This window comes from Nocardia sp. 2TAF39, assembly GCF_052114905.1.
Lineage (GTDB): Bacteria > Actinomycetota > Actinomycetes > Mycobacteriales > Mycobacteriaceae > Nocardia.
This window is the reverse complement of sequence record NZ_JBFRFQ010000065.1, coordinates 36,225-55,198: the sequence shown is the minus strand read 5'-3', so window position 1 is coordinate 55,198 and position 18,974 is coordinate 36,225. Positions and strand designations below refer to the sequence as shown.

The following is an 18,974-nucleotide window of genomic DNA, read 5'->3' as shown; positions in this document are numbered from 1 at the left end:
GCCGAGCATCGCTCGGTCATGCCGGAGCCGAGCGCCAGCGAGGCGCAGGCATGAGCGAGCGCAGCGAGCGAACAACAAGCACAGCCGAGCATCGCTCGGTCATGCCGGAGCCGAGCGCCAGCGAGGCGCAGGCATGAGCGAGCGCAGCGCAAGCGACCGACCACGCACGGATGCGGCCACCAGTGCCCGGATGGCGCGCCAGCGGCGCGCCGGGACCGACCCGGAACTCGCGCTGCGCCGTGAGCTGCATCGGCGGGGGTTGCGCTATTTCGTCGATCGGGCGCCGATCCGCGGGCAGCGCCGCCGCGCCGACCTGGTCTTTCCGCGACGACGGGTCGCGGTCTACGTGGACGGCTGTTTCTGGCATCGCTGCCCGCTGCACGCGACCGATCCGAAGAACAATGCCGAATGGTGGGCCGCCAAACTAGCGGGCAATGTGGCCAGGGATCGCGCCACCGACGCGACCCTGATCGCGGCGGGCTGGCGCGTGGTCCGCGTATGGGAGCACGAGGACGCGGTCGCGGCTGCCAACCGAGTCCAGGCGGCGTTGCAGCTGCCGTGCTAGCGGTGCCGGACCCGCACGAGCGAGCGCGGAGCGTGGGCAGCCAGATAACCGGACACCGCCATCACCGCCATCACCGCGATTCCGGCGGCTGCTGTCGCGAAGCCGAGCATGGAAACCTCCTCGAATTTCACCTGTTCCGACAGGGTGTTCGATGAGCCTGGTAGCACCCTGTGCGCCGGGTGGCAATGGCGTGTGCGATCTGGGGTCCCGCGGGGGCCGCGCGAGCGACCAGGACAATAGGGGGGTGACTGGTAGCCCGAAAGTCGCCGGATGGCGCGTGCGACTGGCATCGGCGATAATCGCGTCGGCGATCGCGATCGCGGGGCTCTGCTATTCGTCCTGGGTGCTCGAATTCGTGCTGAAGATCGGTGTCGACCCGGTCAACTCCTTCCTCAGCGAGCTCGACGCAAAAGGCAAACCGTACCGGCAGGTCTTCGCTGTCGCCGACACGATCGTGGGGGCGGTGCTGATGCCCGCGGCGGTCGCGGGGCTGTTGCTGTTCCCGCGCCGCCGGTTCACCACGACCGGCTGGGTGGCGCTGTTCTGTTTCGGCGCGGCGACCATCGCCGATGTGCTGCTGCCGCTGCACGACTGCGTTCCCGGCGACAGCACGTGCGGCGGGCCGAGCGAGCTGTTCCCCCAACTGCATCAGCCGCACGCGCTGTCGAGCACGCTGGCGGTGACCTCGATCGCGGTCGCCGCTTTCGCGTTCAGCCTGGCCGCGTTCCGCTACCACCGCTGGCGGATCCTGCGCGAAATCGGTCTGGTCGTGCTGGTCGTCGGGTCGGCGGCGACCGTGTGGATGCTGGTCGCGGACAATCTGACCGGGAACTACGCCCTCGGGATCGCCCAGCGCATCCAGGTGGGGGCGATGTCGCTGTGGCTGCTCACGTTGGCCGCCGCCGTGATCCTGGAGGGGAGGGACTGGACCGACCCGACCTGATCGCCTACTACCCGACCTTCAGCCGAACAGTGTGGCGTTCGGTGCGCGCGGGCAGTTTCGCGGTGTCGACGAACAGAATCTCGCCGGTGTCCTGCACGCCGCCCGGCAGCGTCTTCGGCTTCAGCCCGAACGGCGGCTGCTCGCCTGTGCTCGCGGCCAGACCGAAATCGCTGTCGTCGGCGATGTAGAGGGTCTTACCGCCGTCCAGGGTGGCGACGCCCTCGATCTTGTCGTGACCGAAGAACGTTCCGTCCGGATTCAGCGTTCTGACCAGCGCACCGAGATCGAGGTTCGTGGACTTCACGGCCGGGGTGATGCCCGCCTTGCTCAGCGCCGCGGCGCCCTCGGCTGTCGAGACCGCGCCGACCAACGTCTCCACCGGCTTGCCGTCGACCTGGAGGCCGCCCTCCCGGTCGTACTGCGCGCCGGCGACCTTCGAGTCCGGGCCGATGTCCGTGGCGGCGGAGATGTCTACCGTCCACAGCTTCTTGTCCGCCTTCGGCGCCGGACTGCCGTCCCGTTCATCGACCAGGAAGGTGGTGGCGCTCAGCGCGGTGATCTCCGAGTCGGCGACCTTCGTGCTTTTCGGGTTCTCCAGCGCGAGCACGAACTCCTTGACCGCCTTGGTCCGCAGATCCACGGCGATGATGCGGGTCATGGGCACGTCCTTGGCCGATCCCGCCAGACCCGGGGTGTTCAGGCCGCTTTGCATCAGGCCGACAAGGGTAGCCCCGTCCGGCGTGACGGTCAGGCCCTCCATGCCCTGGTTCGGTGTGCGCAGCGAAAGTTCCTTCGGCAGGCCTCGTCCGGGGACGAGTCGTTCGAGCTCGACACCCTTGGCGTCGAAATGCACCAGGAACGGCCCGTATTCGTCGGACACCCAGAACGTGCCGTCCGGCAGCGCGACGAGCCCCTCCGGGTCGAGACCGTGGTCGGTGGGGGGCAACACGTTTCCGGCCAGATCTTTGATAATCTCGCCGGTGCTCGCGGAGACGTCCACCTGCCCGTTGAACGGAACGCCCGCGGCGGTGCGCAACTCGATCGCCGAGCGCAGCACGGCGCGGTTGCCGACCAGCTGGAAACGGCCGATCTTCGGCACGAAGGTCGGTGTCGGCGCGATCTTCTCGTTCTTGCCAGGCCCGTCCACGTTCGGACCGCGATCGGTGAGCCCGTAGAACTCGGCCGTGCTGCCGGGCACCGACGTCCATGCCGACCCGAAACCGCCGCCCTGCACAGTGGTTCCACCGAACTCGCCGAGGGGCGGAATGTCGGTGGTGTACAACCGGACCGCGTCGGTAGTGGTCACCTCGATGCTGTCTGTACCCGTGTAGTCCGCGTTCGGCGTGTAGACCAGCGCGCCGTCGGTGCGGCGGCTCAGCGTGCCGTGCGCTGGGTCGGCGGTCGCGATCGCCGCGCTCCCTCCGGTGTTCGCCAGCAGGTCGTCCAGGGAGATCACCAGCGGCTGGTTTTTCGCCGCGGTGAAGTCGGTGGCCGGGTCTGTGGACGAGCAGCTCGCGGCCAGCACGCCGACGCACAGGGCGGCCACGGCAGTGATTCGAGAACGAGAATGAGATTTCACCGTCATTGCCTATCGCGTTGATCCGAAAATGGTCGACACCGGGTGAGGTTCGGCGTACTCCAGTGCATCGATGGCCCGTGCCATGCTGGGGCCATGAGCGATCGTGTGAACATCTCCTCGGGTTCGGAGTTCGAAGATATTGTCGGCTACTCCCGGGCGGTGCGGCTCGGCAATGTCATCGCGGTCAGCGGGACCACGGCCTCGGAGCCCGGCGGCACGGCCGTCGGCGGCGACGACATCGGCGAGCAGACCAGGGAAACCCTGCGCCGCATCGGCTCCGCGCTGAACGAAGCAGGCGCGAGCCTGGCCGACGTGGTGCGCACCCGCATCTTCGTCACCGACATCGCGCGCTGGCCGGAGGTCGCCGAGGCACACGCCGAGGTGTTCGGCGAGATCCGGCCCGCCGCGGCCATGTACGAGATCAAAGCCCTGATCACCCCGGCTCTGCTGGTGGAGATCGAAGCCGACGCGATCGTCGCCGACTAAAGCGCCCTACCCGGTTCCTGCCAGGCCGCCCCCGCAGTCCAGCGGCCGCGACACTCACTCTCGATCAGCACGAGCCACGACGAAATGACGGTCGGGAGAGACCGTGTGCGAGCCCTCGCCGGTGCGGATCGCGCCGCGGCCGATTCCGCGAGCCGGCACGTCGTGCGCGACCGACCGGATTTTCTGTCGCTAGGGTCGGAACCGTGACCAGCACCGCTTCGCAGACCCCCGTGCCGCTCGACACAGTCGCCGAGGCGACCGTCCGGCTGCTCGACACCATCCGTGGCCTCAGCGATCAGGCCGTCGCCGAGCCCTCGCTGCTGCCCGGCTGGAGTCGGGGCCATGTGCTCGCCCACCTGGCTCGCAACGCCGACAGCCTGGTGAACCTGCTGCTGTGGGCACACACCGGCGTCGAAATCCCGCAGTACGCCAGCACTTTTCTCCGCGATAACGACATCGAGGCGGGCGCACCGCGTCCGCTGGCCGATCAGCTCGCCGACAACGACGCCGCCGCGAACCGCTGGCTCAGCCTGGCGCGCACCCTCACCGACGATGCCTGGCAGGCCGAGGTCCGCACTCGCCAGGGCCGCCCGATTCCGGCGACCGAGGTGCGCTGGATGCGCCTGCAGGAGGTGGAGATCCACCACATCGACCTGAAAGCGGGCTACCGGCCGTCCGACTGGCCCGACACCTTCGTCGCCCGCATCCTCCCCCAGGCAACCGCCGACCTGAACCGCCGCACCGCCGAGACCTCGCTCGAGCCGTTCGCCGTCCACGCCACCGACGCCGACTTCACCGCCACCATCGGCACCACCCCCGCCACCCACACGATCTCCGGCCCCGCCGCCTCCCTGGTCGCCTGGCTACTCGGCCGCAGTGGCGGCACCGACCTGAACGGAACGTTGCCGCCCCTTCCTGCCTGGAAGTGAAGCCCGAACCCGGGGAACTACGGCCGAGCAGGCCTGTTTGCCGAGCGCGAGCCCGAACTTCCACTCCCTCAGCAGCTGAAGGTACCTATCGTGCGACCACCGCTACCTGAGGTTCCCGAGCAGACCGGCCGCCGCCGCCTTTCCGGACCGACAGCAGTTCTCCAGCGATACCCCGAGCATGTAGTCTCCAGCCAGAGTCAGCTTTCCGCCGAAATCCGCGAGTCGCGATCGAATACCGGCCAGCACATCGCCGTAATGCGGACCATAGGCGCAATACGCTTGTTCCCAGTGCCTGCACGCCATATCGACTCGAACCGGCTGCTCGATGCCGAGGTACTTCCCGAGCAGCTGCTCGGCATCGCCGATCAGCCCCGCGATATCGTCGTCCGTCGGCGCGGTGACCCGTCCCTGACGGCCCGAAAACGTGTAGCGGACCACATTGCGCTGGTCTATGCCGTAGCTGCCCGCATTACTGCATGGACCGTCGTCCATCGCGATAGCACGAATGTCTGACCGGAATACGTCTTCGGCATACTCGACGACAGCAACCGTGGCCGGGAAGTAATTGACCGACCTCAGCAGCCCGGCGAGTTCCGCCGACTGCTCGGGGAGTACATCCGCTGCAATATGGGCGGGTGTCGCCAGGACGACCCCGTCGTAGCCGACAGTATCCACTCCGCCATCGGGCGTCGCCATCGTGACCGAAATCTCGCCGTCTGCGCGTGCGCTTTGCTCGATCCGATGCACCTGCGTACCCAGCCGGACATTCACCAGTCGCTCCACTACGGATAGCACTGGCTTGATCCCGGAGGTCAGCTGATCGAATGTATCCATCAGCATGGCCAGATTCGTCCCGAAATTGCCGAGGTACACTTCGTCGGGCTCGGCCCCATTCATGCGGACAGTCACCGGACGGATGACATTGTCGACCAAATCGGAGCCGAGATTGTCCGCGAGCGGCTTGTCGTCATACCGCGCAGCCATATTCCGAGCGAAATCCGACCCGAGAAGGCGGGCCGACTCGTCGCTACGGACTCGAGCCGCGAGGCGGGCCAGCGTGAGAAAATCCCACGGCCCGCTGAGCTTGGCCAAGTTGACCAGAGTCGCGAGCCGCCGGTTGCTGTCGATCGGGAGCACGACGCCGTCTCGGACCCTCGACGTGTTGATCCCGAAGTGCTCGTACTCGGTCGCACCGAGATCGTCGAGCATGGCGCGCAGCACACGGTACTTACGACCGATGTTCTTGCCGCCCAGCATCACATCGTGGTCGCCGAGTTTCGAAACGCCGAATCGACCGCCGAGAACGCCGTCTTTTTCGATGAGATCCACCGACAGGCCCGCCAGGTGCAGCTTGACCGCAGCGCTGATGCCGGAGATCCCGGACCCGATCACCGCGACTCTCGTCGTCATACCGACTCGCTTTCCATTGAAATTGCAGGATTCAGGCCTGTTTCATAAGTCCGTGGCGGCGCCTCCGTGGCCGGACGCAGCTACCGTCACTCATGGAACAGGCCTCAGACCATGAGTAGCGAAAGGCGCACGTCTGCGACTTGCGCATCGCACTGCACGATCGCCAATTCCATCTCTACGGGCTCGCCGACCCTCGACCCTCGACCGAACGAAGAGCGAACGACCCGGCAGAATGCCGGGGCCGACAGTTCCGCGAAGTCGGCGAAGGTGACTTCGAGCGACGCGACTTCCAATCGCGAAAATTTCGCCGATCCGGGCCACAGTTCCGGCGACATTGCGGAGATGTCCTGCAAAGCCGCTTGACGACTTGCTTCCAGTAGCACTGCACCCGAAATGTGATCGACCTCGTGGTCGAACAACGAAGGGTGCTCGGTCGCTATGCATATCGGATACATTCGGTCTCGTCCGCGCCCGATCACCACGTTTTTACTGTTCGATCGTCCCACTTCTTCCGGGGCCACTCGCTCACTGCCTCCTCCGAAATCAGGCCCCGGCAGGGATTTCTTCGCCATACCCTCCGCGCGCAGTTTGCCATAGGACTCCGGGGGCAGATAGATGAGCGAAGATCCACACTTTGCCGCGGCTTTGCCGTCGACTACGACCGTGTAGGTCATGCCCGCATTGGTCAGAAACCCCTTGTTCTTGAAGTTTCGATCCACCTCGACGTCGACGACGATATCCGTCGGCTTGTCGCCGACGGCGAACAACTCGTGGTCGAAGATCGCCATCTGCAGCTTGCGGGACACGAATACCCATCCGGCAGGCACGCCCAAATACTTGTGCCCGACCAGGAGACTCGACTGGCGGCACACCTCCGCGAGCAGCATCGGGTCGTGCCTGCGGACCGGTCGATCGGCATACAGTTCGTGCCCCCGGGGCAGTTGCGCTGCCACGGCGTACCGATTGATCCCGGCCGCGCACGAATCGGTCAGGAAGACCTCGTTTACCGCCGCCCGGTGCACGACATGGCGCGGCACGCTCTGCTGGTACTGCAATTCGCCGACGACCGCAGGCATAATGACCGGTGCTGCGGCACCGTTCCCTATCTTGCCTGCCACGATGCTCATCGATGCCCTCCGGATGAGCCGTTCCCTGCCGCAGTACCGGTACCCAGGCTGTCGTGACCGTTTCCGGTCCCAGTTCTGCGTTTCATCTGCGCGGCCGTGAGGAATTCCGAGGTCTCGGTGTCGAGACGCCCGAACACGATCCCCCGCATCTGCGACATCGTCAATATGAGCCGTCCGTCGGCGCCGACGGCGCTGAGCTTCCCGACGAGACCGTTATCGGCCTCGTCTATTTCGAAGCCACCGCTGCTATACAGCTCCAGTCCGCCCGGGAAAGCATCGGCCAGTTCGACGTCGTTGCGGTCGTCGTAGAAATCTATTCGAGCGATCGACAGCGGGGCGAACAGCGGCGCGTAGCGACCCGGTGTCAGCACGCCCACTCGAGCGAGGCCGTCCAACAGCACGGCCGGAACCCGAAAGCTGTCATAGGCCCTGTGTCGCCGCTGCGGCGGCAAGGAGAATTCTGCGCGAGCCCCGCCGGTGTACACGCGAGTCGACCGGGTGGAAACCAGACTGCAGGTCAGGTGCACCGCGTCGTTGGACACATGGTAGGGATCGACAACCGCCTTCTCGGCCACGGGTTGTGGCTGCTGTGCCCGCGGCGCAGGCGGAAGATCGCGACGCAGGTGTGCGGTGGCCTGGAAGTGCACCTGGTCGCGGCGCAATATACGCCCGTCGGGCGCGCGGACGTCGGAGACCACTCGCACCGTGACGACTCGTTCACCGCCTGCGTCGGCGACGACTTCGGCGACGACTCGAAACTCCGTACCGGTTCCCCCCGGATAGACCCGCAGGAACTTCTGGAATGTCAGATCGGACATCGCGGTGATCTTCCAGTCCGGCGACAGCGCCAGGGCCGCATCCGCGACAATCGCGGTCACGAATGTTCCCGGAAGCGTGGGCAGGCCCTTGACTATATGGTCGGCGAGGTAGCTGTCGGTCGTCAGATCCAGCACCCGCTCGGCGACGATTCGGCTCGGCTCGTCCACCAGACGACGGCCTAGAAAGAATGATTGCCGCCTAGTAGCCGAGTCGACGCTCGGCTCGGCTACGTTGCGCAGTCCCGGTGCCCGAGCGTAGAGGGTGGCCAACTCCGCGGCTCCCAGATGCACCACCGAGGGATACCGTCGGGGCAGCCGCAGCTCGTCCAGGAGGTGCTGTCTGCCTTCCGCACTGCCCATGAAAGTGCCTGTGCCTGCACGCATCATGAACGCCGCGGTCACCGGGTCGGACACGAAGCCGCTGTCTCGCCACAATGTCCACCCGATGGTCACCTCGTCGTGGCCGTGCACACTACTGGAGTAGCTCGCTGCCAACGACAGGAATTCATGGCTCGAGGCGTAGTCGGCCTCTCCGGCTTCCCCGATGAATCCGACCACCGAGCCGAAGTTGCACCAGATCGCCGGACGCGGCATTCCCGCCTCGGCGAACACCCGGTTGAGGTTCTCGTATCCGCGCACTCTGATGTCGCGAATCCGACGGAATTCGGCGAGGCTCTTATCCGCCAGCGAACCGCCGCGATGAAGCCCGGCTCCGTTGACCATGAGGTCGATCCGGCCGTCTTCGTCGCGGATCGTCGAGATCGCCCGGAGCACCATGTCATAGTCGCCGACATCGCAGGTCAGGTACCTGACCCGGTCCGCACCGCTGTGCGCGGCGATCCGTGCGAGATTGGCCCGCACCGTGCGTGCCTGTGCCATCCGGTCATAGCGAGTGTTCAGTTCGGCGACCGACACGCCCGGTTCGCTGCGCAAGCTGTCGCGAATGAACTCCGAGCGCGATGGTACAGACGCCGCGCCATCATCGATCACGGTGCCGTCTGGACGGGTATCGAGTGGATTGGAGCCGAGTATCCACACTTTCGCCGAGGACTTCTCTGCCACGGCGACGGCGCATTCGGCCGTGATGCCGCGCCCGCCGCCGATCGCGACGACGACCGAAGACCGGCCGAGTCGGACTTGCTCGGTAGCCGATACCGGCTCGGGTATCGGCACGTATGCCTGACGAGTAGTGCCGTCGTACACCACTACCGGCAACATGTGGCGGGCGGTCGGCTCGGCTGCCAATTGCTCGAGACCGGTGTCCAGCCGTTCGGCGCTCGACAGCACTGTATAGCACTGCACGGGAGCGAGTTCGACCGTCATGCTCTTGACAAGCCCGGTGAACAACCCGCCCGCCGGGTGCGGCACACCCCTTCGAACGGCGGAAAGCAGCAGCACCGCAAAGCTTCCCTCCCGTTGCTCCAGCCGCGGGTGCAGCGCCTTCAGCGCCAAGAACGTCGCATCGTGCAGCCCCAGCGTCGTCTCTGCCAGGCCGGTTGCCGGATCGGGCAGTGTCGAAACCACCCGAAGATGCCGGATCCGCTCCAGCCATCCCGTCGGCAGCTGCTGAAATGCCGTCTCATTCAGGTTGCCGGACATGCAGACGCCGTCCGCTGCGCCGAAGTCGGGATCCGTGCATACCACCATCGCCCCACGCTGCAGCAGTCCTCGCGCATGGTCGGCGCTGTCGGTGATGACGAGAGTGCCCGCGTCGATGTGAACGGCGGTGGTGCGGACCGGTTCCAGTGGCCGTGGCACCAGCCTGACGACATGCCGATCCACCTCCCTGTCGGCAGTGCCGAGGTCCGTCTCGTGTCCAGCCGCAGTGCCGAGGTCCGTCTCGGGTCCAGCCGCAGTGCCGAGGTCCGTCTCGGGTACAGCCGCAGTGCCGACGGTCACCTGCGAACTATGCCCGGTCAGCGGATCGGTGACGACCACCCGGACTGTAGGTTCCTGGCTGGTGACGGCGGCGATCAGCGCCTTGACTCCGTCGCCGGACAGGTAACTCCGGTCGGCTCGGCGCGGGTCGCACCTGATCTCCGTCCCATCCGCACCATTCCCCTCTCTGATCACACCGAGGATCGGCAGCCCGGCGGCGCGCGCGGTCGACTCGCGGGCCAGCGCGACCATGAACGCTCCTTCCGCGATCTCTGCTTCGGGGGCGAGCGCGGGCGCGAGGATGTGGTGCAGTTCGGGAGTGTTATTCCCGTTGACGCCGCACGCCAATGCCAGGTCCACCGCACCCCAGCGCAGGCTGTCGACCGCCTGCTGCACGGCCGTCAGCCCGGCGGGAAAGCCGGTGTCGATCGTCATGTTCGGGCCATGGAAGTCGTAGTAGTTGGATACCCGCGCGGGGATGACGTTCGGCATCAGGCCGGGGAAGGAGTTCTCGTTCACCGGTGGTACGAGCGACCGCACTGTGGCCTCGAAAGACTCGAAGGCAGCTTGCATCTCGGCGGTCCGAACACCTTCAGGCTGCTCGGCCAGCACGCGGCGCAGGTGGTTGAGGTAGCAGCGCGATGCGTACAGAGTCCCGTTACGGGTCGGGCCGAGGTGTCCGACGAACACACCGGTCGTGTCTCGCTTCGCCGACCAGAAATCGCTCAGTTCGGGCGCCAGCTTGCCGACGCACTGCAAGATCATCATCTGGCATCGGTCGATGGTCCGCAACGTCGCCGGGGGAATGCGCACCTCGCGAAACGATGGCAGCGGGTATTCGTCGCCGTATCCGGCCGCCGGGGCACGGCCCGCCCCGCGCAGCCATGCGGTCACCTCGTTTTGGCCGGGATCGCCGGGAAGAGCGGAGCTCCAGGCGACGATGGCGATGGGCTCGTCGCAGCGCCGGTCACCGATCACGTTGTCCGCCTCGGCCCGGTCGCGCGCGATGAGGTGGGCGTTGGTCCCCCCGAATCCGAATCCCGACACTGCGGCGGTGCGCGGTCGTTTCGCGGCGGGCCACGGCCGAACCGCGGTGGGTATCTCGAGATTCGTCTCGGCTATCTCGAACTCGGCGGGCGGCTTGTCGAATTCATGCTGCGGGGGGATCTGGCTGTGCTGGAAGGCGAGCAGCACTTCGATCAGGGAGACCACGCCTGCGGCCCAACCGGTGTGCCCGATAAGAGACTTGTTGGAGGTGACGTAGGTGGCCGGTGGTGTAATCCTCGTGCGGGTCGGTCGTGAACCGGCCAGGGTCCGCGATGAATCCGCTGATGCGCGAGTAGGTGCGGTCCTCCTCCGAGGGGTCCGGGTCGTAGTACGACTCGAGATCCCAACGCTCACCGGGTTCGGTAAGCATCACCGTGCCGTCGAGGCGCAGTCTCCAGAACTCCTCCGGACTACTCGCTCCCGGCACGACCATGCCCATGCCGACGACGGCGATGACGCGATCGTCATCGGCCAGGGCCGGTTGCTCCGATTCCGGTGCGCGCTCCACGGGAGGCGGATTCTGTTGCGGCACCGGCATCGAATACCAGTCCAAGACAGCTGATTCGGCCTGCCGCGCGAGGACCGGCGGTAAAGGTGACGGTGGCTGCCTCCGGGGATGGGGTCGTTGGCCCGGAGAGGCGGCGGAGGAGCCGATCGCAGCACTGTCGGCGACGACACCGTCGGTCCGGGCGATGCTGGAGCTCGCCCCAGAGGCACCGTCGGAGACTTGTGCGACAGACCCTGGACTGAAGGTGTCCTGCACTGGTGGGGCGAAGGGGCCCCGCAGCGTCAATCCGCCGTCGGCGACGATCGTCTGGCCGGTGATCCATCCCGCCAAATCCGACGCCAGGAGCAGGACGACGTCGGCCAGGTCGGCCTCAGTCGCCATCCGCCCCAACGGCGTGGCGGCGACGATGGACTCGTACATCTGGTCCGCTTGCGGGAACAACCGCACGACTTCGCCGTCGATAGGGCCGCACGACGCGGTGTTCACGCGAACCTTCGCCGGTGCGAACTGCACTGCGAGGTATCTGGTCAGCTCCTCGACAGCGGCCTTGGAGATGCCGACGGACATATAGTTGTCCAGGACATTGCCCGCTCCGAGCGACGACAGGTTCACGATCGCGCCGCCGCCCCGATCGGCCATCATCCGCGCGGCATGCTCGGCGCACCAGAGACTTCCCTTGAGATTGGTGTCGAAGGCGCGGTCCCAATGCCGCTGCTCGAGCTCCTCGTTGGGGGCCAGGGTGCCGCTGGCCGCGTTGTTGACCAGGATGTCGATGCCGCCGACCAGCTCGCCCACCTCGGCGAACATCTGCCAGCAGGAACGCCAGCCGGGGTGCGTCGTAGCCGGCGTCGGCGACGATCCAGATATCCGGATCACCCCCTCGCCAGTGCCCGGCCTCGATCAGATTGTCGATCACGGTGCGTAGCTGGTCCGCGGTGACCGTGGCGGCCTCGTCACCGGGTGCGAGCCGCACCGCATCCAGTGGCGCGGTCCAAGAACTACGCCCCGATTCCAGCGCGCAGACCACCGAGTACGGCCAGCCGGGAATCATCTGATGGGTGTTCTTGGCGCGCCCGTAGGTGTGACACAGTATCCGCTGCGGGCAGGTATGCGCTTCCGGTCGCAACCAGGAGGTGATGTCCACCGCCAGCACCAACCGGCCGTCCGCGGCCCGCGGCAGTGGCACCGAGACCAGTGCCCGCCGCAATCGTGCGATGTCGATCCGACCACGGTCCAGTGCCGCATAGACGCTGCCGTGACCCCGGCGGTGCTCGCCGACCAGTGACAGCTCCGGCAATGACCGCACCGGCCCGTCCGCGCACAACACCGCGTCCACCACATCGAACACCGCATCCGCCCGCCGGGGCAGGCACCGATACAACTCCTGCCGGAACGCCGACAGCTCCCCGACCGCACCGGCGCAGCCGGTGTCGTGCACACTGTTCACCGAAGCCCTTGGTTATCGAAAGTCTTTCTGTCGCAAGGAGACATGCTCAACCAAGGGCTTCACCCATGATCACCCGGGGTACTGAAAACCCAGCTCAGAGGTTAAAACTCAAGCTAGGTCCTCGGGGGTCGGATGAGCTGACGCTGTGGTTTATTCGACGTTGAGCATCAAGAGACACCTACGCGGCGACGCGGTCCGCCATTGGCCACGATGAGATCAGCGATACGACTGAGCGTCCCGTGCTCGCCGACCCGAAAATCATCCGGCGACAACGGCAACCCGAACTTCGCCGCGACCTGCGACATCAACTCCGTCTGCTTCAGCGAATCAATACCGAGATCCCCCTCCAGATCCGCATCCTCGGTGAACACATCAACCGGATACTCCACCGCCTCCGCATACAACCCCGCCAGCTCCGCCAACACCCGCCCCCGATCCACCGGAGCCACCACTACCGGTGAGCCGGCAGGTTCCGCGTCGAACGTCGCGCCATCCGGGGCGCGAACAGCGGCGACCGATGCAGAAGAACCACCATTGGCCACGATGAGATCAGCGATACGACTGAGCGTCCCGTGCTCGCCGACCCGAAAATCATCCGGCGACAACGGCAACCCGAACTTCGCCGCAACCTGCGACATCAACTCCGTCTGCTTCAGCGAATCGATACCGAGATCCCCCTCCAGATCCGCATCCTCGGTGAACACATCAACCGGATACTCCACCGCCTCCGCATACAACCCCGCCAGCTCTGCCAACACCCGCCCCCGATCCACCGGAGCCGCCGCTACCGGGATAGGCGGCGGAACGAACGTCGACGCTGTCGACAACGCGGTTCGAGGCGCAGCGGTCTGATCCGCACCGTGTGCGACACCGAGTAAAGACTGGACCGGCGGAACGCCTTTCACAACAGTGGCGAGAGCCGTCACGTTGGGCAGGGTCATATCGACGATCCCCGTCAGCGCTTTGCGTGCGCCACATTCGATGAAGCGGTCGACCCCGGCGCCGTACAGATACTGCAAGGCCGACACGAAGTCGACTTTGCGGGTCAGATGACCGGCAAGCAGTTGTGGCAGATCGTCGCCATCCGCGTAATAGCGCCCGAGAATCGGCGAGTACACCCGCGACCGCAAAGGCCTGCGACGGATCGACCTGATGCTGCTCTCGAACAGCACGGCCGCATCGGCGAGCAACGGGTTGTGAAATGGGTATGGCGCACCGACAGGCGCCGTGGCGATGCCGACGCGGTGCGCAACGTCGGCGACCACTTCCAGCGCCGACGTCCGCCCCGAAACCACGACCTGTCGAAGACTGTTCACTACGGCGACGGCCAAGCCAGGATCATCGACGGCGTCGATCAAGGCCGACACCCGAGGCACGCCCGCATTCAGCGCCAGCATTCCTCCCTGCGGCGCAGCCGCGCGCAGCGCCTCGTTGCGGCGAGCCACGATAATGGCGCCGTCACCGACGCTCAACGCCTGCGCCGCCACCAGCGCTGCGATCTCGCCCAGGCTGTGGCCGATCAACACAGACGGCCGCACACCCTCATTGGCGAGAATGGTGTTGATCGCGACTGCGGTGCCGTACAGGGCCAGCTGCGCGATATCCGGGTCGTCGGCAAGCAGCGCTTGTAGAGATGGTGCGTTGACGAACAATCTTGACAATGCCGGCCCGAAGCCGCCGTCGAGAGCACCGTCTACCTCGTCGAACACCTCCCGGACTTCTCGGCGGTGCATGCCGAGGTCTGTGAAAACCGATTCCAGATAGGCGCCTTGGCCCGGAAACATGAACGCGGTGCCACTCATCATAAATATCCGCTCAGATCACTTGCCATCATGATCATCCACTCTCATTGGCGAATTGAAACAACGTGCACATCAGCGTGGCACTGCGATCGGCGCTGGCCCGCCGCCGCCTCGATGGTAGATAGCGGGAACTGGTCGCAGCCCAATTTTCTTCCCACCATTGGGCATGTCACGCACGCGGTGCGTGATCTGCCGGGCGGCAACGCGACTCGTGTCGACCTACCGCCTGACATGGTGTTGCGGCCAGCACGGCACCGTCGAGTTATGTTCTTGCGCCTCGGAATTTCGTTGCGAGGCACAAGATACTGCTTCGGCTGGTCCCACATCCGAGGCCGATCGACACTGGCATGGCACGGACTCGCGCAGTCCGCGTGCCACCTGTCCATCACACCGTGGGAGACGACATGACCGAGTCCGTTATCCAGCTACCGACCGTCGGCGAGACGGTCTTTCAGACCTATGAGCGCATTCGCCAGCAGGGACCGATCGTTCCTATCGAACTTCCCGGAGGCGTCGCGGCCTGGGCGGCGGTGAGTCATCGCGCCGTGAGCGAGCTGCTCATCGGCGACAGCACCGTCATCAGCAAGAATCCCATGAACTGCCCCGCGCTGCACGACGGCACTATTGCGGCCGACTGGCCGATGCGCGCCCTCGCCGAGATGGACCACATGCTCAATAAGGACGGCGAGGATCACCGGCGGCTGCGCAAGACGATCAGCAGTGCGTTCACCCCCGCCAGGGTGGCGTCGCTCGAACCGCGCATCCAGCAGATCACGTCGGAACTCATCGATGCCATTCCCCGCGGCGACGGCGCAGTCGATCTCGTCTCTGCCTTCAACACCCCCCTTCCGGTACGGGTGATCTGCGAGCTGTTCGGTGTGCCGGAATCCGAACAACCACAGCTGCGCGACTGGACCGCCACCCTCGTATCGCACACCAGTACCGGCGAGCAGATGCAGACAGCGATGCTGGAGATGACCGGCTACCTCGCCGAGCTGATCCAACGCAAGCGGCGCGAGCCGGCCGATGACCTCACCTCCGCGCTGCTCGAGGCGGACGAGATCGGACTGACCGACGCAGAATTGGTCAGCATGCTGTGGTTGGCGATCGCAGCCGGACACGAGACGACCGTGCACACGCTGGGCAACGCGGTCATAGCCCTGTGTACCCATCCAGAACAGCTCGCCAAGGCCCGCTCCGAGGACCGTTGGAAGGATGTCGTCGAAGAGGTCCTGCGCTACTGCTCCTCGGTGTTCACCGCCAATCTCCGCTTTCCCGTGAAAGACGTCATGATCGCCGGAGTCGACATTCCCGAGGGAGCGATTATCACGTGGTACGGCGGCGTCGGCCGGGATGCGGAGCACTACCCCGATGCCGATACCTTCGATATCGACCACGATCACCGCGACCAACTCGCCTTCGGCCGCGGACCCCATGTCTGCCTCGGCGCGCCGCTGGCCCGGCTGGAACTCCGGATAGCGCTGTCCACGCTGTTCAGCCGATTCCCACAATTGAGCCTGGCCTGCGATCCCGCACAGCTCCCGTACCCTCCCCAGATCATGACCTCCGGGCCACTCTGCCTCCCCGTGCACCTGGAACCCACTGTGTGACAACGGAGTCAGCGGGCCGGCCGGTTCGGTCAGCCGACGTTTCCTATCCGATCCGGATCTCGGCGCCGCGACCGCCGTGTGGTGTTGCACGCCACGTACCAGCCCGGTTGGAAGCACCGGCCGCATTCCGCGACCGCCCGAGTAACCCCAGTGCCGGACTTGCCGCCAGCTGGCGTCATGCGAGAAGGCCCCACCGTTGATATCGGAGGGGCCTGCTCTGAAGGGTGAGACCGGAGAGACTCGAACTCCCGACCTTCTGCTAGGTTCCCGTCCCGTTCAGGATGGCCGTATGGGTTCATACCTGTCCGCAATAATCCTGTGCCCCACAGGATTACGGCACCATTATGTTCGCAATCAGCCGCACCGATTCTGCCGAATCCGGCGCTGTTCCCAAGGGAAAGTATCGGATATCGAGAGTGTCGACCGGTGCCCTTGTGTTCGCTGAGGTGAATCAGGTGTCGGCACTCATGTCCGGGTCGACGCGGCGCAGTGCCGATGCCAACCATTCCGACCGACGGTGCTCGTTCGGCATCGCGGCCAGCCCGTGTGTCGCTTCCTCGATTGCTTCGGCCGTGTGCCCCAGCAGCGCCAGAATGCCGCCACGCTGTACGGCCCCGAATCCAGCACCCCACCAATACATCGACGCGGGGGGTTCGATGCCGTCCGCAGCTTCCGCCGCCGCGTCGGCCATAGCCAGCGCGCGCTGTGCTTGGCGGGTCTCCCCGTGCGAGGCCAACAGTTCAGCACGCCGCATTCGTCCGTAGGCCCTGATAGTGGGATGCGCGTCCCGGACCGCCAGCGCGGCGTCCGACAGGGCGATGACCTCGCCGTAATTCCCCGCGCTCACAGTCACGTAGCCGAGGAACCCCAGGCTGTGCGCTAGCCGGTCCGGGTCGCGGGACTCCTTCGCCAGGCTCACTGCCGTGCCGAGGCTACGCCGGGCGGCAGCGTCTGCCCCTATCGCGTGCTCCAGCCATCCCCGGTACTGCGTGACCTCAGACGCGAGGGACGCCGCCTCGGTCCGTGCCGTGCGCGCCTCGCGGGCAAAGGTCTCGGTCATGGCAGACATGCCCCGCGCCGCCGGGAGAACTGCCACAGCCCCGGCCACGTCTTCGATCCGCCGCGTAGCCGCCAGCATCACCGCCACATCGGACAGGGCGGCGGTGTCCACGCTGGCTGGCGTTCGCGCTACTGCCGTCAGCCGCTCCAAGTCCGCGCCCAGCACCCTTTCGTAGGCGGCAGCGACACCGGCAGGTACCGGGCGCTGGCCGGTCTCGATCAGTGACAGGTACGTCTTGCCGTAGTAGGTCCGCTCGGCCATCGCGCGCAGCGAGATACCAGCCGCCTCGCGAGCGGCACGCAGCAGCGCACCGGGTTCCATACAGATCACGGTAGCGCGGCTGTGGACGGCTGTGGACGCGTATTTACATCGGCTTCAATCCGTTTCAGTCGATGCTCCAGGTAGCACCCGACGCCGGGTTGACCCCTGAATCCTCGGCGTCGGGTGCCCACCAACAGAACACACACCCGACGCGCCTAGGGGATACAGCCCGAATGCCCATAGCTCTGTTGATCGCCTTCACCGTCGCCGCCGTCTTCTACGGCACGATCTGTTTCTTCGATCGGCCCGTGAGAAGCACTGAGACGTGCCATCCCGCACCCGCTGTCCCGTACACCCCGGAGGACGCACACCTGGTGTGGCAGGCCCGAATCGGCTGCGACACCGAAACGTGCGCCGACAAAGCCGCCGCACTCGACGTCCTCATCGACGCCAAGATCGTCAAACCATGGCGGGCTATCCGGTGACCACCCTCGCCGACGCCGAACAATGGCGCCACTTCCACCGCAACTGCCACGCCGAGAGCCCAATTCGTTCACTGGACCAGGCCCGATTCGTCATCAATGTCCACGCCGGTCACGGACACACCTGCCTCCAGTACCTCGCCGCGACGGCACACATCATGGGCTCCGGCGACGGAGCCGAACATGCCGAGTAACAACGAGCCAATCGGCATCAGGCAGAGCCACATCGACGGCACATGGTCGATCATCGGCGCCGACGGCTGGCCCTACAGCCCCGAGGAAACCGCCGAGCTCCTCAGCGACATCAGCGGCGACCAGTCACTGGAGTTGCTTCAACGAATCCGTGACGCGCTGCGCGTGCTGGCGAAAAAATCCGATGGCGCTCAGTAGATCGCAGGCAATGGTCCTCGGTGCCCTAGCCCAGGGACAGCCACTGACAACGCAGGAACTGAGCATCCGGACGGGTCTCGCGCCGACGACCGCGCGGGCGAGCAAGGGACCGCATGAACGCGCTTTATGGTCCCGGTCCTGATGGTGCCTAGCGCGCCAACTGGAACAAGGACCCGCGCGGCGTCGACGCCAAGAACCTCGGCAGCCAGAACCGACGTGGTGAAGTTCGCCCACCTCGATGATCTTAATCGGCGGGGGGACTCGTCGATTCCTTACTAAACAAAAATGCCTCTGACCTTGCATTGCAGGTCAGAGGCATTTTTTGTGCGCCCGGAGAGACTCGAACTCCCGACCTTCTGGGTAGATTCCGGCCCCATTCGGCACGGCCGTACATATTCACAATCGTCCGTAATCGTTTTGCGCCTCAACCGATTACGGCGCAAATTGCGTCCGCAATCGTCCGTCCCGATTCGGCCGAATTCAGGGTCGTTTGTAAGGGGAAAGTACGGGATACCCATCCCAACCGTGGGCCCAGGTTGCCGACGCTGACAACCTGGCTGACCGGAGATTTTGTCGGCGTCGGCAAATGGTGCGCCGCGCCGAACCGTGGGCACAGGGGCTACGGGTGCCCC

The 18,974-nt window shown here is 65.6% G+C and carries 15 protein-coding genes and 1 pseudogene; 8 read left to right on the top strand and 8 right to left on the bottom strand.

The annotated features are described in order from the left end of the window. Positions 1-133: 133 nt before the first annotated feature. Positions 134-565 (top strand): very short patch repair endonuclease, encoded by a 432-nt coding sequence (locus AB4Z47_RS28365; protein ID WP_441955376.1) that lies wholly within the window; start codon positions 134-136, stop codon positions 563-565. 244 nt (positions 566-809) lie between these two features. Then, positions 810-1,508 carry a DUF998 domain-containing protein gene (locus AB4Z47_RS28360; RefSeq protein WP_441955375.1) on the top strand — a complete coding sequence of 233 codons (699 nt, stop codon included), beginning with the start codon at positions 810-812 and terminating at the stop codon, positions 1,506-1,508. A gap of 7 nt (positions 1,509-1,515) precedes the next feature. Here the strand turns inward: AB4Z47_RS28360 and AB4Z47_RS28355 are convergent, their stop codons facing one another. After that, positions 1,516-3,054, bottom strand: a complete 1,539-nt coding sequence (locus AB4Z47_RS28355; RefSeq protein WP_441955373.1) for an esterase-like activity of phytase family protein — start codon at positions 3,052-3,054, stop codon at positions 1,516-1,518. Between the two features lie 126 nt (positions 3,055-3,180). On the opposite strand from AB4Z47_RS28355, the gene AB4Z47_RS28350 reads away from it, so the two are divergent. After that, on the top strand, positions 3,181-3,573 hold the full coding sequence (locus AB4Z47_RS28350) for a RidA family protein (protein ID WP_441955371.1): 393 nt from the start codon (positions 3,181-3,183) through the stop codon (positions 3,571-3,573). A gap of 203 nt (positions 3,574-3,776) precedes the next feature. Then, positions 3,777-4,502, top strand: a complete 726-nt coding sequence (locus tag AB4Z47_RS28345; RefSeq protein ID WP_441955369.1) for a maleylpyruvate isomerase family mycothiol-dependent enzyme — start codon at positions 3,777-3,779, stop codon at positions 4,500-4,502. 102 nt (positions 4,503-4,604) lie between these two features. Here the strand turns inward: AB4Z47_RS28345 and AB4Z47_RS28340 are convergent, their stop codons facing one another. From AB4Z47_RS28340 to AB4Z47_RS28315, 6 genes and pseudogenes are all read right to left on the bottom strand, one after another. Then, positions 4,605-5,912 (bottom strand): protoporphyrinogen/coproporphyrinogen oxidase, encoded by a 1,308-nt coding sequence (locus AB4Z47_RS28340; RefSeq protein ID WP_441955367.1) that lies wholly within the window; start codon positions 5,910-5,912, stop codon positions 4,605-4,607. 104 nt (positions 5,913-6,016) lie between these two features. After that, positions 6,017-7,039, bottom strand: a complete 1,023-nt coding sequence (locus tag AB4Z47_RS28335; protein ID WP_441955365.1) for a ScbA/BarX family gamma-butyrolactone biosynthesis protein — start codon at positions 7,037-7,039, stop codon at positions 6,017-6,019. Then, positions 7,036-10,947, bottom strand: a complete 3,912-nt coding sequence (locus tag AB4Z47_RS28330) for an SDR family NAD(P)-dependent oxidoreductase (protein WP_441955363.1) — start codon at positions 10,945-10,947, stop codon at positions 7,036-7,038. Before AB4Z47_RS28330 ends, AB4Z47_RS28335 begins: the two co-directional genes overlap by 4 nt. Further along, on the bottom strand, positions 10,886-12,097 hold the full coding sequence (locus AB4Z47_RS28325) for an SDR family oxidoreductase (RefSeq protein WP_441955362.1): 1,212 nt from the start codon (positions 12,095-12,097) through the stop codon (positions 10,886-10,888). The genes AB4Z47_RS28330 and AB4Z47_RS28325 overlap by 62 nt, the downstream gene beginning before the upstream one ends. Beyond that, positions 12,006-12,617 (bottom strand): annotated as a pseudogene (locus AB4Z47_RS28320) (transposase); the annotation flags it as partial. The gene AB4Z47_RS28325 and the pseudogene AB4Z47_RS28320, both read right to left, overlap by 92 nt. Before the next feature lie 287 nt (positions 12,618-12,904). Continuing rightward, complete coding sequence (locus tag AB4Z47_RS28315) at positions 12,905-14,539, bottom strand: acyltransferase domain-containing protein (RefSeq protein ID WP_441955360.1); 1,635 nt, start codon at positions 14,537-14,539, stop codon at positions 12,905-12,907. Between the two features lie 404 nt (positions 14,540-14,943). Between AB4Z47_RS28315 and AB4Z47_RS28310 the strand changes: the two genes are divergently transcribed. Continuing rightward, positions 14,944-16,149, top strand: coding sequence for a cytochrome P450 family protein (locus tag AB4Z47_RS28310; protein WP_441955358.1), 1,206 nt, complete (start codon positions 14,944-14,946; stop codon positions 16,147-16,149). 451 nt (positions 16,150-16,600) lie between these two features. Here AB4Z47_RS28310 and AB4Z47_RS28305 read toward each other — a convergent pair whose 3' ends face one another. Next, a complete protein-coding gene (locus AB4Z47_RS28305; RefSeq protein WP_441955356.1) occupies positions 16,601-17,530 on the bottom strand; it encodes a helix-turn-helix domain-containing protein in 930 nt (309 codons plus the stop codon). A gap of 173 nt (positions 17,531-17,703) precedes the next feature. On the opposite strand from AB4Z47_RS28305, the gene AB4Z47_RS28300 reads away from it, so the two are divergent. From AB4Z47_RS28300 to AB4Z47_RS28290, 3 genes are read left to right on the top strand one after another with little or no spacing between them, the layout of a single operon-like run. Continuing rightward, positions 17,704-17,955, top strand: coding sequence for a hypothetical protein (locus tag AB4Z47_RS28300; RefSeq protein ID WP_441955354.1), 252 nt, complete (start codon positions 17,704-17,706; stop codon positions 17,953-17,955). After that, positions 17,937-18,146: a hypothetical protein gene (locus tag AB4Z47_RS28295; protein WP_441955353.1), complete on the top strand. Its 210-nt coding sequence runs from the start codon at positions 17,937-17,939 to the stop codon at positions 18,144-18,146. Before AB4Z47_RS28300 ends, AB4Z47_RS28295 begins: the two co-directional genes overlap by 19 nt. Beyond that, the gene (locus tag AB4Z47_RS28290; RefSeq protein ID WP_441955351.1) at positions 18,136-18,342 is read left to right on the top strand and encodes a hypothetical protein; all 207 of its coding nucleotides are present in this window, start codon (positions 18,136-18,138) and stop codon (positions 18,340-18,342) included. The genes AB4Z47_RS28295 and AB4Z47_RS28290 overlap by 11 nt, the downstream gene beginning before the upstream one ends. Positions 18,343-18,974: the final 632 nt, after the last annotated feature.